Here is an 18,448-nt window from a genome sequence, read left to right as displayed (position 1 = left end):
ACGTAAACCGTGCACTCTGTGTTTGTTCGTGTTGTTGTGTCGTGGGGTGATCCCTGACCGGGCTGGGCGCCGCCGGGGGGGGCGGCCCCGGGGGGGGGGCCCCCCCCCCCCCCCCCCCCGCGATCCGGGCGGAGAGGACTTGGGCGACCAGTTCGTACGCCTCCCGGTGCCGGCCGAGGGCGCCCAGGGCGAAAGCCACGTTGTGCTGGCAGCGCAGGGTGTCGGGGTGCCGGGCGCCCTGCATCTGCATCCGCCGGGTCAGTACTTCGTTGTAGAGGGACAGGGCTTCCCGGTGCCGGCCCAGCAGCCCGAGGGTGAAGGCGGTCTGCTGGCGTACGTCCAGAGTGTCGGGGTGGTACGGGCCGAAGGCCGCCGACCTGCCCTCCTCGACGGTCTGGAACTCGACCAGGGCCTCCCGGTACTGGCCGAGTCCGAGCAGCGCGAAACCCCGTTCGTAGCGGGACATGAGTGTGGCCGGATGGGCCCGGCCGAGCAGCGCCAGCCGCGCGGAGGCGACAGCGCTGAGCACGGCATGCGCCTCTCCCCATTCGCCCTGCCGCAGATGCTCGACGCCGCGGCCGTGCTCGGCGTCGAGTTCGGCCGCCTGCTGCTCGGGGGAGAGCGGCCTGGGGCGGAACGGGACGGGTAGGGTCACGCCGTCGTGGAGAACGCCGTGGCCACGGGGGTTGGTGAGCTCGATGTGGCACGTGAGGGAGCCGATGCCGATGCTGGGGGCGCGACGGTCGGGATGGTCCGCGACGAGGACGTGAACACCCTGGCCCCGGATGGTCGTGAGTGCCTCAACGATGTCCAACTCCGGGACGGAACTCCGGATTCGCTCGTAGTCGTCCAGGACGACTACGAGCCGGGGAAGGGGTACCGGCGAGCCTCGTTTGTGCGTCTCCGTGCGCAGCAGTTCACGTAGTTCGGGCAGTGCGTCCGACCGTGCGGTGAGATCCTGAGCCCACTTCACCTGCGGAAACGCCGCGAGCGCGGCCAGGGGCTCGGAGTCACCGTGCCAGGCGCAGACGAGGGTGACGGCCTCCGCGGGGTTCGCCTCCGCCAGGCCGCGGACGACGGTGGCGAGCATCCGGTGCCGGTCCCGGACCGCAGGACCGGTCAGCAGCGCGTGCGGGCCCTCGCCGCCGTACTCCCGGTCGTTGAGGTCCAGGAGCACCGGCCGGCCGTCGTCGCCCACGCCGAGCTGCGTGGCGCGCAGGGGTGGGACGGGCTGGTCATGGGCTCTGGCGTCGAAGGCTTGCAGCAGTTCTTCCGGTGTGGGCCGGTCCGCGGGATCGGGCGCGACGCAGCGTCGCAGGAGTTCGCGGACGACGCCGGGACGGCGGTCGGGGGCCGGCCAGGAGAGGGAGCGCAGTTCCTCAGCCGGATCGTAGTCCCAGCTGCCTGATGCCGCCGCCAGCAGGATCCTCCCCATGGCATACACATCGGCGGCTTCGCTGGGCTCATCGTCGGCGCTGCGGAGCTCGGGCGCCCGGTACTCGGGCTTCTGGCGCAGGATCGCCCGGTATGGGCTGTGTGCACCGTCGAGGGACGCGGTCATCCACCCGGTGATCTGGACCTCCTGTCCCACGACCAGGATGCAGTTGGGAATCAGGGAGCCGTGGATGACGCCCTTGCGGTGCGCCTGTGCGAGACCGTTCGCGAGCTGTCTCCCCACGGATACGAACTCCATTCCCACCAGAGCCCCTCGGCGGTCGACCAGGGAGCGCAGATTGGGCGCCGGACCTAAGGAGCGCTTGTCCCGGGCGTACGAGGTGGCGATCCAGGCGGGCGCCGATGTGGCGTCGTGGCCGAGCAGCCGCGGTGCGTACACGCCGTCCATGCGCGCCAGGGCCTCCGCCTCGGTCATCACCAGCGCGGCAGCCCAGTTTCGATTCATCTCCGGGACGCGGATCACGGCGTACCCCGGTTGCTGCTCGGAGGTCCCCAGATACAGCCCCATCTGTGGCCAGCCCCGCTGGTTCCGGGCGAACAGCCGGTACGGGCCCGCCGTTGTCGGGTAACCCGGGTCCAGCGACCGCCAGTTCGAGCCGGGAGCGTCCACGAACGACGGCGGCGCCACGGGTGGCTGCGCTGCCACCGGCGGGACCCCCAGCCGCCGCAGCAGCCGCTCGTCCATCCACCCGAAGGGATGTGCGTCCGCCGGCAGCCGGTCCGTCCCCGATGGACGGGGCAGCCAGGCGGGGAAGTCCGCCGGGCGGTCGGCGAGTTCGGCGAGCCGGGCGGTGACCGCGCGGGTGGTCCGTACGAGATCACCCGCCGGAAGCGTGTCCAGCAGGATGCGCCGGGTGTCCTCCGCGAAATCGAAGCCCCGGTGCTGCGGCAGCAGATCCTCCCCGTCCGTACGGCGCATCAGCCCGCCCAGGAACACCTCCGCCAGATGACCCGTGTCGACCTCGGGGCCCAGCGCGTCCTGCACCAGCCGCATGGCGGGCACCGAGACCGGGGCGACAGCCGCGAGATGGGCCGCGAGACGGTACGCCTGGGGGGAGGCCGCTCTGCGAAAGCGCAGCAGGCCGTCCCCGCCGGGCGCGCGCGTGGCCGCGTAAGGGCGGGTGGACGTACGGGACGCGAGCAGTGGCAGGACCGCCGATGTGCCCGGCGAACCGACCAACCGGGCCCAGGTGCCCAGGGATTCCGGAGTCGGTGCCAGCACCGGCACTGGAACCCCGTCGTACGGGGCGAGTTCGGGTGGCAGAACCGGGTCCGAGACCAGCCAGGTGTGGTTGGGTGCACCACGCCTGCGGGTCGTGACCTCCCACTCCTCGGCGCGGATGCCGGAGCCCTCCCACAGCCGCTCGGGCAGCGCGTGCAGCACGGCCGTCGGACCTACCCGCGCGGTGCGCTCCAGTGCCGTGTGCATCCGGCCGTCCCGCCATGCCGCGCCCACGCCGTCGCTGATGACGAGCAACAGGGTGTGGCCCGCCGGGTCGGTGACTGCGGAGGCGGCCAGCGGGGCGCTGTCCTGTTCGTACGGGCGGCGGCCGAGCAGGGGAGCCTCAGGGCTGCGGCTGTCCAGCCCGTACACCCGTACGTCGCGGAAGGCGCCGCTGCGCTCCATCAGCAGCCGCGTTTCGGTCGCGAGCCGCTGCCAAAGCAGCATCGACACCCCGTCGTCGACGAGCAGCACCAGATCCAGCCAGCGGGCGCGGCCGGGACGCATCACCGCGTCGGGCAGCCCCGTCTCGGCCATCGCCGTCACGGTGGCGGGCTCGTCCAGCTCCCACTCCCTGCGGTCGGGGCGCAGCTGCTTGAGCGGGCGCAGCGCACGGCCGAGGCGCAGCTCGACGGCGCCCAGCGCCTTCTGCTCCGGGGAGCGCACAGGGGTGGCGGGGCGGTCGCCTCGCGCGGACGGGCGCTGCCGTCCGGCAGGTGCGGCGTGTACGGCAGAGCCGTGGTCCGTGGCGGGCTGCGCCGTCCGGGAGTACGCGTCGGCGGCCTGGGGCCCCGTGACCGCGGGCCTGCCGCCCGGAGCCCCCGTCGCGTATCTGCTGTCCGGTGCCGCCTGCCCCCACGGCAGGGGAGCGGTCTCGCGAGATGAAGGGACCTGCTGCAGCCCCGGCTCGGCGACGTCGACCGCCTGAGCCAGTACCGACGACGCTCCCGCCGGCAGCCGCCCGGCCAGCCACAGCGAATCCAGGAGCTCCTCGTGGGACAACTCCGCCCCGCCGTCCGCCAGGATCCGCCGCAGCTCGCTCCACACCCGCGCTACACCGTCCCGCCGAGCCGGTGCAGTACGGCGTCGAGCAGCCCGTCCGCGTCCAGGTCGACCCCGCCCTTGCGCAGGAACACCGCGTTCAGCAGCTGGTCGGTGGCGAGTTCGCCGCGGGCCCGCCGCGCCAGGAAGGCCCGCAGCAGCTCGTCGTGGCCGTCCAGATCCGGGGAGCCCAGATGGGCGCGGACGATGGCGAGCAGCCGGTCCTCGTCGGGTTCCGGCAGAGCGAGCCGTACACAGCGGCGCAGAAATGCGGGAGGGAAGTCGCGCTCGCCGTTGCTGGTGATGACGACGACGGGGAACTCCGAGCAGCGCACCCGGCCCCTGACCACCTCGGTCCAGGAGTCGGGGTCGGCCGTCATCACCCGGACCGATGCCTGGTCCTGCGGCAGCCGGGCCAGCTCGGGGATCTCGAACTCCCCTTCCTCGAAGACGTTCAGCAGATCGTTGGGGAGATCGACGTCCCCCTTGTCGAGCTCGTCGACGAGCAGGACGCGCGGGCGCGCCCCCGGCACCAGCGCCGTGCCGAGCGGTCCGAGCCGTACGTACGAGCCGATGCCCAGCTCCTCGGAGACCTCGCCGCCCTCGTGCCGGAGGTTCGACTCACGGAGCCGGCCGATCGCGTCGTAGCGGTAGAGCGCGTCCTGCAGGGTGCTCCGGCTGTTGACCGGCCAGTGCAGCACCCGGCCGAGCCGCAGCTCGTGCGCGACGGCGTGTGCCAGCGACGACTTGCCGGTGCCGGGCTGGCCGGTCACCAGCAGCGGGCGTCGCAAATGCAGCGCGGCGTTGACGACATCGGCCTCGGCGCGCCCGATCAGATACGGCAGCGGGGGCTGCGCATCCGCCGGCGTCGAGGACGGAGTGTCGAAGCGGCGCCACGGCGGGGCCTCGGGGAAATCGACGGTACGAGCCTGCCCGTCGCCGCGGAACAGCCTCCAGTCCCCGTCGCCCTGGTTGTCTCGATCACGATTCATCGGATGTCCGTTCCTTCCGCGGGGTCAAGCAGTTCGAGCCCGCCCGGCAGTGGCAGCTCCGTGTTCTCCCACACCAGCGAGGGCCGGGCGGGCGAAGGAGCGCTCGCGCCGTACTGGTCTGCCCTGAAGTGCTGGATGCGCTCGAGGAGTTGATGCAGCGGCCCGGCGGGTGCGATGTCGTCGAGCCGGTGGGCGTGGTCATGGCTCTCCGCCTCCCGGTCCCACAGGACCACCGGGACACCAAGAGCCAGACAGAGCTGGAGCAGCGTTTCGCGCGGCGCGCGGGGGCCGTGCAGGACGACCTGCGCGGTGTCCCGGTGGCTGGTCTCCAGCAGCGCGTACACCTTCTCCGGTGAGGCGCAGCCCTCGTCGACGACGAGCGGGCCGGTGTGGGCGCTCTCCCAGCGGCGGCGCAGCTCGGCCTCGCGGCGCGGCGCGCGGGCGCTCACCTCCGGGCAGCGCAGCGCGATGCGGAACTTCACCCCGAGCGGGATCCGTGGCAGATACTCCACCCCACTGGCCGCCTCCCACTCGTCGAAGGGCAGCTGCAGCCCGTCCCGGTCGACGACGATGTCCACATGGGTGACGCCCTGACCGCCGTCGTCCCGGGCGTTCTCCGCCGCCTCACGGATCAGCCGGGCGATCTCGCCGGCGTCGCGGGTCCGGTCCGCGGTGACGAGCGAGGCCGTCGCGCCGTCCTTGCGCACCTCCCACAGCGCGCAGCGGAACCGGTCGGGCGGTCCGGATATCTCGGCGACCAGACGGACGACGGGGGAGGGGCGGTACGCGGCCCAGGCGGCGGCGTCCGTGCGGCGCTGATACAGCGCGGCCGGGTGGCAGCCGAGCCGTGTCGCGACCCGCTCGGACCAGGCGTGCAGGGCTTCGCGCACCGGCGGCACGGTGCCCGCCGCCACATACTCGACCAGGGTGAGCAGGGCAGGCACCGGCGAGGTGCCGTCCGCCGGCTGCCCGCCGCCGCGGTACGCCTCCAGCTCCGTCACCGCAGCCTCGAGGTCCCGCGGATTCAGCCTGGCGCCGCCCAGCGACCTGGGCGGGGTGATGTACCGCAGCGCCTCGCGGGCGGCACGTGGCAGCAGCGTGGCGTCCGTGACGACGACCGGTGTCAACTCCCGTAAGAGAAACCGGTGTTCGTCGTGGGAGAGCAGCCGTGCCGGGCCGGTCAGCCGGCCCAGGGCGAGGAGCCGGTCGAGCCCGGCGCGGGCAGGGCCGTCCTGGACGGCGTGCGCCAGCGACTCGGTGAGCGTCGCGAGCGCGCGTTCCTCCGAGGCGAGCAGCTGCGCCAACTCCTCTACGGACGGGGCGGAATCACCGGCCGGAGGCTCGTAGCCGAGCCGGGCCGCCAGCGTGCGGGCGTGCTGCGCCCGGCGCACTGGATCGCCGAGCAGCGACCACAGCTCGGCCGTGAAGCCGGCTGCCGCGGAGCTGCCTTCGCACACCGCTGTCGCGTACGTCCCGTATCTCTCGTTCACAGTGCACTCGGCGACCGTGTCGGCGGCTCCCACCCGCTCCAGCTCCTCCCGGATGGCCTGCCACGGCACGGCCCAGCTGCGCCGTACCGTGGTCTGCGGGCTCATGGGCCCGTCGCCGGGCATCACATGAGCCACGACCAGGCCCACGACCGTGGCGTCGTCCGTCGCCCACAGCGGGCCGCCGCTGAAGCCGGGGCCGATCGCGGCACCGGACAGCTGCCCGTCCAGATAGCCGACCCGGCCCTCCTGGAGCTTCACTTCGGTGTCGGCAAAGGCGATGGCCTCACCGCCGCCGTGCCATGCCCGCAGGGCCTGTCCCTCGGCCATGTCGCGCCAGACGACGGGACTCAGCCATGGAGGGGCGGGCTCGTCGAGTTCCAGTACGGCGAGATCGCCCTGCCAGACCATCGAGGACGAGCCCCACTGCGGCGGCACCCACACCGAGAGCCGTGCAGTGCGGTGCTGGGCCGCGCCCGGACCGTGGAAGGCGAGGCGCAGCGCATCGGCAACCGGCGGGGCCGCGGCGTACAGATCTCGGCCCAGCGCGTCATTGACGACATGCGCGCAGGTCACCACGCGCCGGGCGGAGAGCAGTGCGGCGCCGCCGACGGCGGTGGACGCGCCGTCATGCAGTACGGAGATACGGGGCGCGGCGGCCGTCGGCCTTCTGAACCAGCCCATCAGCGCCGTGGTGTCCCGTTCTGCGTGGACCGCGTGGCGCTCCCGGTCTGCCAGGTCGCCGAAATGCTCATGGTGGCCTTGCCGTTGGCACCGACGATGCCCAGCTTGAGATCCTGTCCGATCTCGACGCCGAACGCCACGGTGATCTCCTGCGGCGGGTTCTCGGACGCCGACACCGCGCCGTGGACCTCGTCCAGCAGCGGACCGAGCGGGCGCAGCGCCGTGCGCAGCGCGTCGGCGGCGCGTGTCACCGCCCGGCCGGAGCCGCTTGCCACGGGCTTGGCCGCACCGAACCCTTCCGGCAGATCGGCCTTGCCGCCGCTCTGAGACGGTACGGCGAGCGGCTCTCCGGCCCCGGACAGCTCGAGGCGCACCTGTGAACCGTCCGACAGCGCAAGCTCCATGTACTCAGCCATCTGGCCATTGTGCCGATCAAGCACCCCCGACGGAGCGGTTTCGCGTCAACCTGCAAAGGCCGCCGCCAACCGCACCGTACGCTCCGCCAGTTCACTGATCCTTACGCCGTCGAACCCGAACACCGCACTGCGCACCCGGTCCTCCAAGGGGTCCGTCCAGTGTGCGGGGACGGCGGAGGCGCCGCACAGCACACCTGCCACCGAGCCCGCCGTCGCTCCGTTGGAGTCGGTGTCCAGTCCGCCGCGGACCGTGAGGCTGATGGTGGAGGTGAAGTCGCCGGCGCCGTACAGCAGTCCGGCCGTGATGACGGCGGCGTTCGGAACGGTGTGGATCCAGCCCAGGTGGCCCGTCTCCGCGGCCATCTCGGTGAGCGTGTCGGACCAGGGTGTTCCGGAGGCGTGCAGAGCGGCGGTGTGGCGTACCGCGCGGGCGAGGCGGCAGCCCGGGGGGATGTGTTCCAGTGCCGTCTCGATCGCCTCGCGCGGGCTGTTCGCGGTGAAGGCGGCGGAGATCAGGGCGGCCGCCCACATCGCGCCGTACACGCCGTTGCCGGTGTGCGAGAGGACCGCGTCGCGGCGGGCGAGCGTCGCGGCGCGGTGCGGGGAGCCGGGGCAGGTCCAGCCGAAGATGTCGGCGCGGATGAGGGCCCCGATCCACTCCTGGTAGGGATTGTCGTGGGAGGCGGTGAGCGGGGGTTTGAGGCCGTTCGCGAGGTTGCGGTAGGCGGCCCGCTCGGCGGTGAACGTCTGCAGGACCGGGAGGTGCAGCAGCCACCCGTCGCCCACCTGCTCGGTGGTGAAGCCGAAGCCGTGGGTCTCGAGAAGATGAAGGCCGAGGATGGTGTAGTCCACGTCGTCGTCGCGGCAACTGCCGTGGATCCGGCCCCTTACACACTGGCGCCATTCGGGACGCAGTTCGAAGTCGTCGGCGTCCGGCGGGGGCTCGGGAAGGTAGTCGGTGAGCGGGAGGGCGTCGGTGCGGCGCAGATAGCGGTCGATGCGCTCGCGGGTCCAGTAGTCGCCGCGCTCGACGGGCTTGCCGAGCATGTTGCCGGTGACTCTGCCCAGCCAGCCGCCGTGGATCCGGTCGGCGAGCTCCGAGTGAGGTAGGCCCATAGGTCCGGTTTACCGAAATGCCGGCGGATCTGCGCGGTGGGTGAGGGCATGGGGGGTGGCACGCACTCTGACCGGGCGGATAGGGTCGGGGGGGCGCGACTGCCTGTTCGAAAGCAAGGGATGGCAAGGTGACGGACGGAGCAGTTATTCAGCCCGCGCATGTGCTCGTGGCGGCTGACAAGTTCAAGGGCTCGCTCACGGCCGTACAGGTCGCGGAGCGGGTGACGGCAGGCCTCCAGCGGGTGGTGCCCGGTCTGGCGGTCGAGACACTGCCCGTCGCGGACGGTGGCGACGGCACGGTCGCGGCGGCGGTGGCGGCGGGATTCGAACGCCGTGAGGTCCGGGTGACCGGGCCGCTCGGGGATCCCCTGACGGCGGCGTACGCCCTGCGGGACGGCACCGCGGTGGTGGAGATGGCGGAGGCGTCGGGCCTCCAGCACCTCCCGGAGGGGGTGTTCGCGCCCCTCACCTCGACGACGTACGGCTCGGGCGAGCTGCTGCGCGCCGCGCTCGACGCGGGGGCGCGGACGATCGTCTTCGGCGTCGGCGGCAGCGCGACGACGGACGGCGGCGCGGGCATGCTGGCGGCGCTAGGCGCGCGCTTCCTGGACGCGGCCGGCGAGCCGGTCGGCCCGGGCGGCGGCGGTCTGCGCGACCTGGCGTCCGCGGACCTGTCCGGCCTCGACCCGCGCTTCAAGGACGTGGAGCTGGTCCTCGCGAGCGACGTGGACAACCCGCTGACGGGGCCGAAGGGGGCGCCGGCGGTGTACGGCCCCCAGAAGGGCGCGAGCCCCGAGGATGTCGCCACGCTGGACGCGGCGCTCGCCCATTACGCGTCCGTCCTGGAGGAGTCTGTCGGCCCCAAGGCCGCCCGGTACGCGCTTTCGCCCGGCGCGGGCGCGGCGGGCGGGATCGGCTACGGCGCGCTGGTCGGCCTCGGCGCGAGCTTCCGGGCGGGTATCGAGGTCATGCTCGACGTGCTCGGCTTCGCCCCGGCGCTGTCGCGGGCGACGCTGGTGATCACGGGCGAGGGTTCCCTCGACGAACAGACCCTGCACGGCAAGGCCCCGGCCGGGGTGGCGGCGGCGGCCCGCGCGCAGAACATCGAGGTGGTGGCGGTCTGCGGCCGTCTGGCGCTGCCGCCCGAGGCGTTGGGCCGCGCGGGCATCCGGCGGGCGTACACCTTGACGGAACTGGAGCCGGACCCGGCACGGAGCATGGCGGAGGCGGGGCCGCTGCTGGAGCGGGTGGCGGAGAACATCGCGAGGGATTTCCTGCGGTAGGAGGGTCTGGGTGCGGGCGGGTCTTTCCCAGCCCCGGGACCGGGCAGCCCGGACGCCGCGCTCGCACCCCGTGAATCAGGTCCCGCGGGCGCGACAACGACCTCGACGTCAGCTGCTCCAGCCGGCGCAGGCGGTTGAACACCGTGTTCCGGTGGCGGTAAGCCGTGTCGCCGCCCGCCCCGCCGAGCCCCCGAAGATGTGGGACATGGCGAGGGCCCGGGTGCGGATCGCACCCGGGCCCTCGCCATGCGTATGCACTGTCCTGGCGCACTGCTCTAGGGGAGCTGAGCCGCCCTTGCCTCGCGGCTCTCGCGGCGGTTGTCGCGGAACGTGTTCACACGGCGCGCCGTCGCGAAGAGCGGGATCGTCGCCGCCATCACGATCTGCAGTGCGCAGCCGGTCTGGAGCAGCACCTGTCCGCCCGGAGCATCGAACGCCCACGCCGCCAGCATCCCCATCGCGGAGACGATCCAGCCGAGCATCGCCACCGCGAGGACACCCCGCGGCTTGGGGTACTCGACCCGGCTCACCATCAGCCATGCCGTACCGATGATCGCCAGCAGCGTCGGGATGAACGGCAGCTCGAGCAGGATGATCGAGACGACCGTGAGCGCACCGAAGGGGCTCGGCATGCCCTGGAACATGCCGTCCTTCATGGTCACGCACGAGAATCTCGCAAGCCGCAGCACCACCGCCAGTAGCACGACGATCGCGGCCACCGCCGAGACCTTCTGCTGGGCGTCGTCCGCGACCATTCCGTACACAAGTACGAAGTACGCGGGGGCCAGCCCGAAGCTGATCAGGTCGGAGAGGTTGTCCAGCTCCGCACCCATCGGCGAGCTGCGCAGCTTGCGCGCCACGAGCCCGTCACAGAGATCGAAGATCGCCGCCAGCAGCATCAGGATCACGGCGGTGGCGGCGCTGTTGCGCGCCATGCCGCTCTCGTTGCTGCCGGTGAGGTGCGGGATGAGGATCCCGGTGGTGGTGAAGTACACCGCCATGAAGCCACACGTGGCGTTACCGAGTGTGAGGGTGTCCGCTATTGACAGCCGCAGCGACAGCGGCATGTCCTCCGCGTCGTCCTCGTCCGCTGCCTCGGCGACCCAGCCGGCCTGTGTGTCAGGATCAATCACGGTCAATGCGAGTCACCCCCGCGGTCGTGGTCTGACCGACCTCGACAGCGACGTCGACACCTTCCGGAAGGTAGATGTCAACGCGCGATCCGAAGCGAATCAGACCAATGCGCTCGCCCTGCTCGACCTTGGTCCCCTGCGGGATGTACGGGACGATGCGGCGGGCGACGGCACCCGCGATCTGCACCATCTCGATGTCGCCGAGCTCGGTATCGAAGTGCCAGACAACGCGCTCGTTGTTCTCGCTCTCCTTGTTGAACGCCGGCACAAAACCGCCGGGGACGTGCTCCACGGACGTCACCGTGCCCGCGAGGGGGGCGCGGTTGACGTGGACGTTCAGCGGGCTCATGAAGATCGCGACGCGAGTGCGTCCGTCCTTCCACGGCATGATGCTCTGCACCACACCGTCGGCGGGGGAGATGACCCGGCCCTGGGCGATCTCGCGCTCGGGGTCGCGGAAGAACCACAGCATGCCCGCCGCAAGCGCGGTGGTGGGCACGGCGATAGCCGCGGCGCGCCTCGATCGGCGCGAGCGGGCCAGGCTGAGTGCAGCGGTGGCGACGGTCGGCAGAAGCCACGGCGATGCTCCGCGCGCAAGGCGGACGCGGCCGCGTGGTGCAGAGGTTTGGCTGTGGGGCATGGATGACCTTCGTAGCGGATGATGCCGCGCTGGCAACGGGGGACGGCGGCTTTCGGGCGATGCTATCGGTTGTGAGCCACAACTGGGAAAGCCGACGGCCGAGTCGGCGGCCGGAAGATGATGACAGGGTGTGATCCTCTTCGCGGCCGTACCGACTCAAGTGCGACAATCAACCCTGGAATCGGTACTCCTCGAGCAGCCGACGACCAATGATCATTTTCTGGATCTCGGCGGTACCTTCGCCGATCAGCAGCATCGGCGCCTCGCGGTAGAGGCGCTCGATCTCGTACTCCTTGGAGAAGCCGTAGCCGCCGTGGATACGGAAGGCATCCTCGACGACTTCTTTGCAGTACTCGGAGGCGAGGTACTTCGCCATCCCTGCCTCCAGGTCGTTTCGCTCCCCGGAGTCCTTTTTGCGCGCTGCGTTCACCATCATCGCATGGGCGGCCTCGACCTTGGTAGCCATCTCGGCCAGCTTGAACTGAATCGCCTGGTGCTGAGCGATCGCCTTGCCGAAAGTGTGACGCTGCTGGGCATATGAGACGCCCAGCTCGAAGGCACGCTGTGCGACGCCACAGCCACGGGCCGCGACATTGACGCGGCCGACTTCGACGCCGTCCATCATTTGGTAAAATCCTCGGCCGGTGGTGCCACCAAGCACCCGATTGGCCGGAATGCGTAGTCCGTCCATGATGAGTTCCGTCGTGTCGACGCCCTTGTAACCCATCTTGTCGATCTTCCCCGGGATGGTGAGACCGGGGCGGACCTCCCCGAAGCCGGGCTCCTTCTCCACCAGGAAGGTCGTCATCGACTTGTGGGGGGCCGTGCCCTCCGGCTGTCCTTCGTCACTCCGGCACAGAACGGCGACCAGATTGGACGTTCCGCCGTTCGTGAGCCACATCTTCTGGCCAGTAAGGACATAGTCGTCGCCGTCCTTGACGCCCTTGGACGTGATGGCCGACACGTCGGAGCCCAGAGCCGGCTCGGACATCGAGAACGCGCCGCGCACCTCGCCCAGCGCCATCCGCGGCAGGAAGGTGTCCTTCTGCTCCTGCGTGCCGTGCTGCTTGAGCATGTACGCCACGATGAAGTGCGTGTTGATGATGCCCGAGACCGACATCCAGCCGCGGGCGATCTCCTCGACGCACAGCGCGTACGTGAGCAGCGACTCGCCCAGACCGCCGTACTCCTCCGGAATCATCAGCCCGAACAGGCCGAGCTCCTTGAGGCCTTCGACGATCTGCGTCGGGTACTCGTCGCGGTGCTCCAGCTCCGTCGCGACCGGGAGGATCTCCTTGTCGACGAAGTCCCGCACGGTGGCCAGGATTTCCTGCTGGACGTCGGTCAGTCCGGGAGTCTGGGCGAGTCGGCTCATGGTTACTTCTCCTGCGTCTTCTTCGGAGTGTCCAGCAGCTCCGGGCGGCCGGGCTGCTCGCCGCCGCGCTCCTTGATGTACGTCTCGGTCGGGACCATCACCTTGCGCCGGAAGACGCAGACGAGAGTGCCGTCCTGCTTGTAGCCCTTGGTCTCGACATAGACGATTCCGCGGTCGCTCTTCGAGCGGGACGGGGTCTTGTCGAGGACCGTCGTCTCGCCGTAGATCGTGTCGCCGTGGAAGGTCGGCGCGAGGTGCTTGAGCGACTCGATCTCCAGGTTGGCGATGGCCTTGCCCGAGACGTCCGGGACCGACATGCCGAGGAGCAGCGAATAGATGTAATTACCCACGACGACGTTCTTGCCGAAGTCCGTCGTCTTCTCCGCATAGTTGGTGTCCATGTGGAGGGGGTGGTGGTTCATGGTGAGCAGACAGAAGAGGTGGTCGTCGTACTCGGTGACCGTCTTCCCGGGCCAGTGCTTGTAGACGTCCCCGACGGTGAACTCTTCGTAGGTGCGGCCGAACTGCATGATGCTTACGCCTCCGGAGCTTCGAACTTGGAGGTGCGCTGCATGCCGGCGGCCCGCCCCTTGCCCGAGATGACGAGCGCCATCTTGCGGCTGGCCTCGTCGATCATCTCGTCGCCGAGCATCGCCGAGCCCTTCTTGCCGCCCGCCTCCGAGGTGCACCACTCGTAGGCGTCGAGGATCAGCTCGGCGTGGTCGTAGTCCTCCTGGGAGGGCGAGAAGACCTCGTTGGCCGCGTCGACCTGGCCGGGGTGCAGCACCCACTTGCCGTCGTAGCCGAGAGCCGCCGCACGGCCCGCGACCTCGCGGAAACCGTCGACGTTCTTGATCTGCAGGTAGGGCCCGTCGATCGCCTGGAGGTTGTGGGTCCGGGCGGCCATCAGGATCCGCATGAGGATGTAGTGGTACGCGTCCGCCGGGTAGCCGGGCGGCTGCTCGCCCACGACCAGGGACTTCATGTTGATCGACGCCATGAAGTCGGCCGGGCCGAAGATGATCGTCTCGATACGCGGCGAGGCGGCCGCGATCTCGTCGACGTTGACCAGGCCCTTGGCGTTCTCGATCTGCGCCTCGATGCCGATCTTCCCGACCTCGAAGCCCATCGTCTTCTCGATCTGGGTGAGGAGGAGGTCGAGCGCGATGACCTGCTGGGCGTCCTGGACCTTAGGCAGCATGATGCAGTCGAGGTTCTGCCCGGCGCCCTCGACGACCGTGACGACGTCGCGGTACGTCCATTCGGTGGTCCAGTCGTTGACCCGCACAACCCTGGTCTTGCCGGTCCAGTCGCCCTCGTTGAGGAACTTCACGATGGTGTGCCGGGCTTCCGGCTTCGCGAGGGGTGCGCACGCGTCCTCCAGGTCGAGGAATACCTGGTCGGCCGGGAGGCCCTGGGCCTTCTCCAGGAAGCGCGGGTTCGAACCGGGGACCGCGAGGCACGAGCGGCGCGGGCGCAGACGGTTCACGGGGGTTGTCATGCGGGGACCTCCAGAGGGTCGAGCTTGTTCGCTTTCCGGATCTCGTCGACGATACGGCCGATGATCTCGGTGATGCCGAAGTCCTTCGGGGTGAAGACGGCGGCAACACCCGCCGCCTTCAGATCGGCGGCGTCGGCGTTCGGGATGATCCCGCCGACGATCACCGGAATGTCTGCCGCGCCGGCCTCGCGCAGCCGGTCAAGCACATCCGGCACCAGCTCGGCGTGCGAACCGGACAGGATGGAGAGTCCCACGCAGTGCACGTCCTCCGCGAGGGCGGCGTTGACGATCTGCTCGGGTGTCAGCCGTATGCCCTGATAGACCACCTCGAAGCCCGCGTCGCGGGCGCGTACGGCGATCTGCTCGGCGCCGTTGGAGTGCCCGTCGAGGCCGGGCTTGCCGACCAGCAGCCGCAGCCTTCCGGAGCCGAGCTCATCGGCCGTCCGGGACACCTTCTCCCGTACGACAGCGAGGGGCGTGCCTGCCTCGGCGGTCACCGCGACGGGTGCGCTGGAGACACCCGTCGGCGCGCGGAACTCGCCGAAGACATCCCGCAGCGCCCACGACCACTCGCCGGTCGTGACACCCGCACGGGCGCACTCCACGGTCGCGGCCATGAGATTCTCCGACCCCGCGGCAGCATTCTTCAGCGCGGCCAGGGCATCCGTCGCCCTGGCCTCGTCACGGTTGTCGCACCACTCGTGGAGCTTTGTGACGACGCGCGCCTCGTTCGCCGGATCGACCGTCATGATCGCCGTGTCGAGATCCGCGGTGAGCGGGTTCTCCTCGGTGGTCTCGAAGATATTGACGCCGACGATCTTCTCGTCGCCGGCCTCGATCCTGGCGCGGCGCTCGGCGTGCGAGGAGACCAGCTGCGACTTGAGATAGCCGGACTCGACGGCCGCCATCGCGCCGCCCATCTCCTGGATCCGGCCGATCTCGGCGAGGCACTCGGTGACCAGGGAGTCCACCCTGGCCTCGATGACGTGCGAGCCCGCGAAGATGTCCTCGTACTCCAGCAGGTCGCTCTCGTGCGCCAGCACCTGCTGGATACGGAGCGACCACTGCTGGTCCCAGGGGCGCGGGAGCCCCAACGCCTCGTTCCAGGCGGGGAGTTGTACGGCCCGGGCGCGTGCGTCCTTGGAGAGGGTGACGGCCAGCATCTCGAGGACGATGCGCTGGACGTTGTTCTCCGGCTGGGCCTCGGTCAGACCGAGGGAGTTGACCTGGACTCCGTAGCGGAAGCGGCGCTGCTTTTCGTCCTCGATGCCGTACCGCTCGCGGGTGACCTGGTCCCAGATGCGGCCGAAAGCGCGCATCTTGCACATCTCCTCGATGAAGCGGACGCCCGCGTTCACGAAGAAGGAGATACGCGCGACCACATCGCCGAATTTCTCGGCGGGCACCTGGCCGGAGTCCCGAACCGCGTCCAGCACGGCGATCGCGGTGGACATCGCGTACGAGATCTCCTGGACCGGAGTGGCTCCCGCCTCCTGCAGGTGGTAGCTGCAGATGTTGATCGGGTTCCATTTGGGGATGTTGGCCACCGTGTACGTGATCATGTCGGTGGTCAGGCGCAGCGAAGGACCGGGCGGGAAGACATGCGTCCCGCGCGACAGATACTCCTTGACGATGTCGTTCTGCGTCGTCCCCTGGAGCTTGGTGATGTCTACGCCCTGCTCCTCGGCGACCACCTGGTAGAGCGCCAGCAGCCACATCGCTGTGGCGTTGATCGTCATCGAGGTGTTCATCTGTTCCAGCGGGATGTCCTGGAACAGCCGCCGCATGTCGCCGAGGTGCGAGACGGGGACCCCGACCCGGCCGACCTCGCCGCGGGCGAGGATGTGGTCGGGGTCGTAGCCCGTCTGTGTCGGCAGGTCGAATGCGACGGACAGGCCGGTCTGGCCCTTGGCGAGGCCCAGCCGGTAGAGCTCATTGGACGCCTCGGCGGTCGAGTGACCGGCGTACGTCCGCATGAGCCAGGGACGGTCCTTCTGACGCTCAGTCATCTAGGAAACCTCAGACATTCCTGAAGCGGTTGATGGCGTCGATGTGCTTCTCGCGGAGCTCCTCGTCGCGCACGCCCAGACCCTCGCGCGGAGCGAGGGCGAGCACGCCGACCTTGCCCTGGTGGAGGTTGCGGTGCACGTCGTAGGCCGCCTGGCCGGTGTAGTCGAGCGAGTAGACCTTCGACAGCGTCGGGTGGATCTTGCCCTTGGCGACAAGCCGGTTGGCCTCCCACGCCTCGCGGTAGTTGGCGAAGTGCGAGCCCACGATCTTCTTCAGTGACATCCACAGGTAGCGGTTGTCGTACTCGTGGTTGTAGCCCGACGTCGACGCGCAGGTGACGATCGTGCCGCCCTTGCGGGTCACGTACACGCTGGCGCCGAAGGTCTCGCGGCCCGGGTGCTCGAAGACGATGTCCACGTCCTCGCCGCCGGTGAGTTCACGGATCCGCTTGCCGAAGCGCTGCCACTCGCGCGGGTCCTGGTTGTGCTCGTCCTTCCAGAACTTGTAGTCCTCGGCGTTGCGGTCGATGATCGCCTCGGCGCCCATCGCGCGGCAGATGTCCGCCTTCTGCGGGCTGGAGACCACGCAGATCGGGTTGGCGCCGCCCGCCAGCGCGAACTGGGTGGCGTACGAACCGAGTCCGCCGCTCGCGCCCCAGACCAGGACGTTGTCGCCCTGCTTCATGCCCGCGCCGTTGCGCGAGACGAGCTGGCGGTAGGCGGTGGAGTTGACGAGACCGGGCGCTGCCGCCTCCTCCCAGCTCAGGTGCTGGGGCTTGGGCATCAGCTGATTGGACTTGACCAGCGCGACCTCCGCCAGACCGCCGAAATTGGTCTCGAAGCCCCAGATCCGCTGCTCGGGGTCGAGCATCGTGTCGTTGTGACCGTCGGACGACTCCAGCTCGACGGACAGACAGTGCGCGACAACCTCGTCGCCGGGCTTCCAGGCGTTCACGCCCGGGCCTGTGCGCAGTACGACACCCGAGAGATCGGAGCCGATGACGTGGTACGGCAGATCGTGCCGCTTGGTGAGCTCGGAGAGCTTTCCGTACCGCTCCAGGAAGCCGAAGGTGGGCATCGGCTCGAAGATCGACGTCCAGACGGAGTTGTAGTTCACCGAACTGGCCATGACTGCCACCAGGGCCTCGCCCGGGCCGAGCTCGGGCACCTGCACGTCCTCGACATGGAGGGACTTGCGGGGGTCCTTCTCGCGGGTTTCGAGGCCGGCGAACATCTCGACCTCGTCCTTGTGCACGGTCACCGCGCGGTACGAGTCGGGGATGGGCAGTGCGGCGAAGTCGGCGGGCGTGCTGTCCGGCGACTGGATCGCGTCCAGGATTTCCTTCACGGGTGCCTCCGGCGAAGCGCGTTGCGGGAACGCTGAGGGGAACGTCGGGGTGCTGCTGCTGTGGAGGTGTGCCGTCGGTTCGGCGGGTGGTGCTGTGGCAGCGCTGGTGGGCGCAGATGGGGGTCCCCCCCCAGCGAAGCGAGGGGGAGTTGCCTGTGACGCAGGCGTCCGGGCGCGCATACACGATGGTTTGCGGGGACAGCCGACGTACGAATGGTCTCTGCACGCCGGCCGCCCGGACCCCTTCAACGTATGGCACGCTGTGCCAGCTCGCAAGACACTGGGTGCCAACAATCTCTCTCACATGTCATCTCGCCGGCACGTATGAGCAACAACGGTACGCCCTGGGAGGGGTTGTAGTTACGTTTCGTGTTCTCTTGTGCGCGCTCAGCTTTTACTCGGGCCGGGTGTCCAGCAGATCCCCCAGGCACGCCAGATAGAGCGCGATCGCCCCCCGGCTCGCGCACCCGCTGCCCCGACAGCTGATCGATCTTGTCCAGCCGGTACAGCAGCGTGTTGCGGTGCACCCCGAGCCGCTCCGCCGCGCGCAGCAGGCTGGACCCGGGTCTCGCGGCGGCGTTCGACCCGGCGCGGACGGCGCGCAGGCAGCGGGGCGGCGCGGGCTGACGCCTGCGGCGGTACGGCCTTCGGCAAGACGTACGCGGTCGGCATCGACGTCAACATGGCGTTCGCCGCGGCCGCCAACCGGCTCACGGTCGGCATCGGTCCCGCCGCGCACGTGACGG

Annotated in this window: 14 protein-coding genes; 1 reads left to right on the top strand and 13 read right to left on the bottom strand. The window is 70.0% G+C overall.

Annotated elements, in window-relative coordinates; genetic code table 11:
• From ACWDO5_RS30850 to ACWDO5_RS30830, 5 genes are all read right to left on the bottom strand, one after another.
• Positions 1–3,724, bottom strand: a 3,724-nt coding sequence (locus tag ACWDO5_RS30850; RefSeq protein ID WP_450533736.1) for an SAV_2336 N-terminal domain-related protein, incomplete at its 3' end; no start/stop codon positions are given.
• 5 nt (positions 3,725–3,729) lie between these two features.
• Positions 3,730–4,710 (bottom strand): AAA family ATPase, encoded by a 981-nt coding sequence (locus ACWDO5_RS30845; RefSeq protein WP_450533734.1) that lies wholly within the window; start codon positions 4,708–4,710, stop codon positions 3,730–3,732.
• Positions 4,707–6,881 carry a VMAP-C domain-containing protein gene (locus ACWDO5_RS30840; RefSeq protein ID WP_450533733.1) on the bottom strand — a complete coding sequence of 725 codons (2,175 nt, stop codon included), beginning with the start codon at positions 6,879–6,881 and terminating at the stop codon, positions 4,707–4,709. Before ACWDO5_RS30840 ends, ACWDO5_RS30845 begins: the two co-directional genes overlap by 4 nt.
• Positions 6,881–7,297: a CU044_2847 family protein gene (locus ACWDO5_RS30835; protein ID WP_450533732.1), complete on the bottom strand. Its 417-nt coding sequence runs from the start codon at positions 7,295–7,297 to the stop codon at positions 6,881–6,883. The genes ACWDO5_RS30840 and ACWDO5_RS30835 overlap by 1 nt, the downstream gene beginning before the upstream one ends.
• Before the next feature lie 45 nt (positions 7,298–7,342).
• The gene (locus tag ACWDO5_RS30830) at positions 7,343–8,413 is read right to left on the bottom strand and encodes an ADP-ribosylglycohydrolase family protein (RefSeq protein WP_450533731.1); all 1,071 of its coding nucleotides are present in this window, start codon (positions 8,411–8,413) and stop codon (positions 7,343–7,345) included.
• Positions 8,414–8,541: 128 nt separating this feature from the next.
• On the opposite strand from ACWDO5_RS30830, the gene ACWDO5_RS30825 reads away from it, so the two are divergent.
• A complete protein-coding gene (locus ACWDO5_RS30825; protein ID WP_450533730.1) occupies positions 8,542–9,696 on the top strand; it encodes a glycerate kinase in 1,155 nt (384 codons plus the stop codon).
• 275 nt (positions 9,697–9,971) lie between these two features.
• Here the strand turns inward: ACWDO5_RS30825 and pssA are convergent, their stop codons facing one another.
• The 8 genes from pssA to ACWDO5_RS30785 all read right to left on the bottom strand — a co-directional run bounded on the left by pssA (position 9,972) and on the right by ACWDO5_RS30785 (position 18,229).
• Positions 9,972–10,829, bottom strand: a complete 858-nt coding sequence (pssA, locus tag ACWDO5_RS30820; RefSeq protein WP_307660263.1) for a CDP-diacylglycerol--serine O-phosphatidyltransferase — start codon at positions 10,827–10,829, stop codon at positions 9,972–9,974.
• A complete protein-coding gene (locus tag ACWDO5_RS30815) occupies positions 10,822–11,469 on the bottom strand; it encodes a phosphatidylserine decarboxylase (protein WP_307660262.1) in 648 nt (215 codons plus the stop codon). Before ACWDO5_RS30815 ends, pssA begins: the two co-directional genes overlap by 8 nt.
• A 169-nt stretch (positions 11,470–11,638) precedes the next feature.
• Entirely contained in the window at positions 11,639–12,844 is a 1,206-nt protein-coding gene (locus ACWDO5_RS30810; RefSeq protein ID WP_450533728.1) for an acyl-CoA dehydrogenase family protein, read from the bottom strand.
• Positions 12,845–12,846: 2 nt separating this feature from the next.
• On the bottom strand, positions 12,847–13,374 hold the full coding sequence (locus ACWDO5_RS30805; RefSeq protein ID WP_450533727.1) for a MaoC family dehydratase: 528 nt from the start codon (positions 13,372–13,374) through the stop codon (positions 12,847–12,849).
• A gap of 5 nt (positions 13,375–13,379) precedes the next feature.
• Positions 13,380–14,345 (bottom strand): HpcH/HpaI aldolase/citrate lyase family protein, encoded by a 966-nt coding sequence (locus ACWDO5_RS30800; RefSeq protein ID WP_450533725.1) that lies wholly within the window; start codon positions 14,343–14,345, stop codon positions 13,380–13,382.
• On the bottom strand, positions 14,342–16,354 hold the full coding sequence (locus tag ACWDO5_RS30795) for a protein meaA (RefSeq protein WP_450533724.1): 2,013 nt from the start codon (positions 16,352–16,354) through the stop codon (positions 14,342–14,344). The genes ACWDO5_RS30800 and ACWDO5_RS30795 overlap by 4 nt, the downstream gene beginning before the upstream one ends.
• 10 nt (positions 16,355–16,364) lie before the next feature.
• On the bottom strand, positions 16,365–17,702 hold the full coding sequence (gene ccrA, locus ACWDO5_RS30790) for a crotonyl-CoA carboxylase/reductase (RefSeq protein WP_450533723.1): 1,338 nt from the start codon (positions 17,700–17,702) through the stop codon (positions 16,365–16,367).
• A 245-nt stretch (positions 17,703–17,947) separates the two neighbouring features.
• Entirely contained in the window at positions 17,948–18,229 is a 282-nt protein-coding gene (locus ACWDO5_RS30785) for a hypothetical protein (protein ID WP_450533737.1), read from the bottom strand.
• Between the last annotated feature and the right edge of the window lie 219 nt (positions 18,230–18,448).

Source organism: Streptomyces sp. NPDC000880 (assembly GCF_053599675.1).
This window is presented reverse-complemented; position numbering and strand designations above follow the sequence as displayed.

Coding starts and splice junctions, on each gene's coding strand:
- ACWDO5_RS30815 (WP_307660262.1), bottom strand. CDS start 11,469: ATGCCCCACAGCCAAACCTCTGCACCACGCGGCCGCGTCCGCCTTGCG.
- ACWDO5_RS30810 (WP_450533728.1), bottom strand. CDS start 12,844: ATGAGCCGACTCGCCCAGACTCCCGGACTGACCGACGTCCAGCAGGAA.
- ACWDO5_RS30835 (WP_450533732.1), bottom strand. CDS start 7,297: ATGGCTGAGTACATGGAGCTTGCGCTGTCGGACGGTTCACAGGTGCGC.
- ACWDO5_RS30800 (WP_450533725.1), bottom strand. CDS start 14,345: ATGACAACCCCCGTGAACCGTCTGCGCCCGCGCCGCTCGTGCCTCGCG.
- ACWDO5_RS30795 (WP_450533724.1), bottom strand. CDS start 16,354: ATGACTGAGCGTCAGAAGGACCGTCCCTGGCTCATGCGGACGTACGCC.
- ACWDO5_RS30845 (WP_450533734.1), bottom strand. CDS start 4,710: ATGAATCGTGATCGAGACAACCAGGGCGACGGGGACTGGAGGCTGTTC.
- ACWDO5_RS30805 (WP_450533727.1), bottom strand. CDS start 13,374: ATGCAGTTCGGCCGCACCTACGAAGAGTTCACCGTCGGGGACGTCTAC.
- ACWDO5_RS30830 (WP_450533731.1), bottom strand. CDS start 8,413: ATGGGCCTACCTCACTCGGAGCTCGCCGACCGGATCCACGGCGGCTGG.
- ACWDO5_RS30840 (WP_450533733.1), bottom strand. CDS start 6,881: ATGGGCTGGTTCAGAAGGCCGACGGCCGCCGCGCCCCGTATCTCCGTA.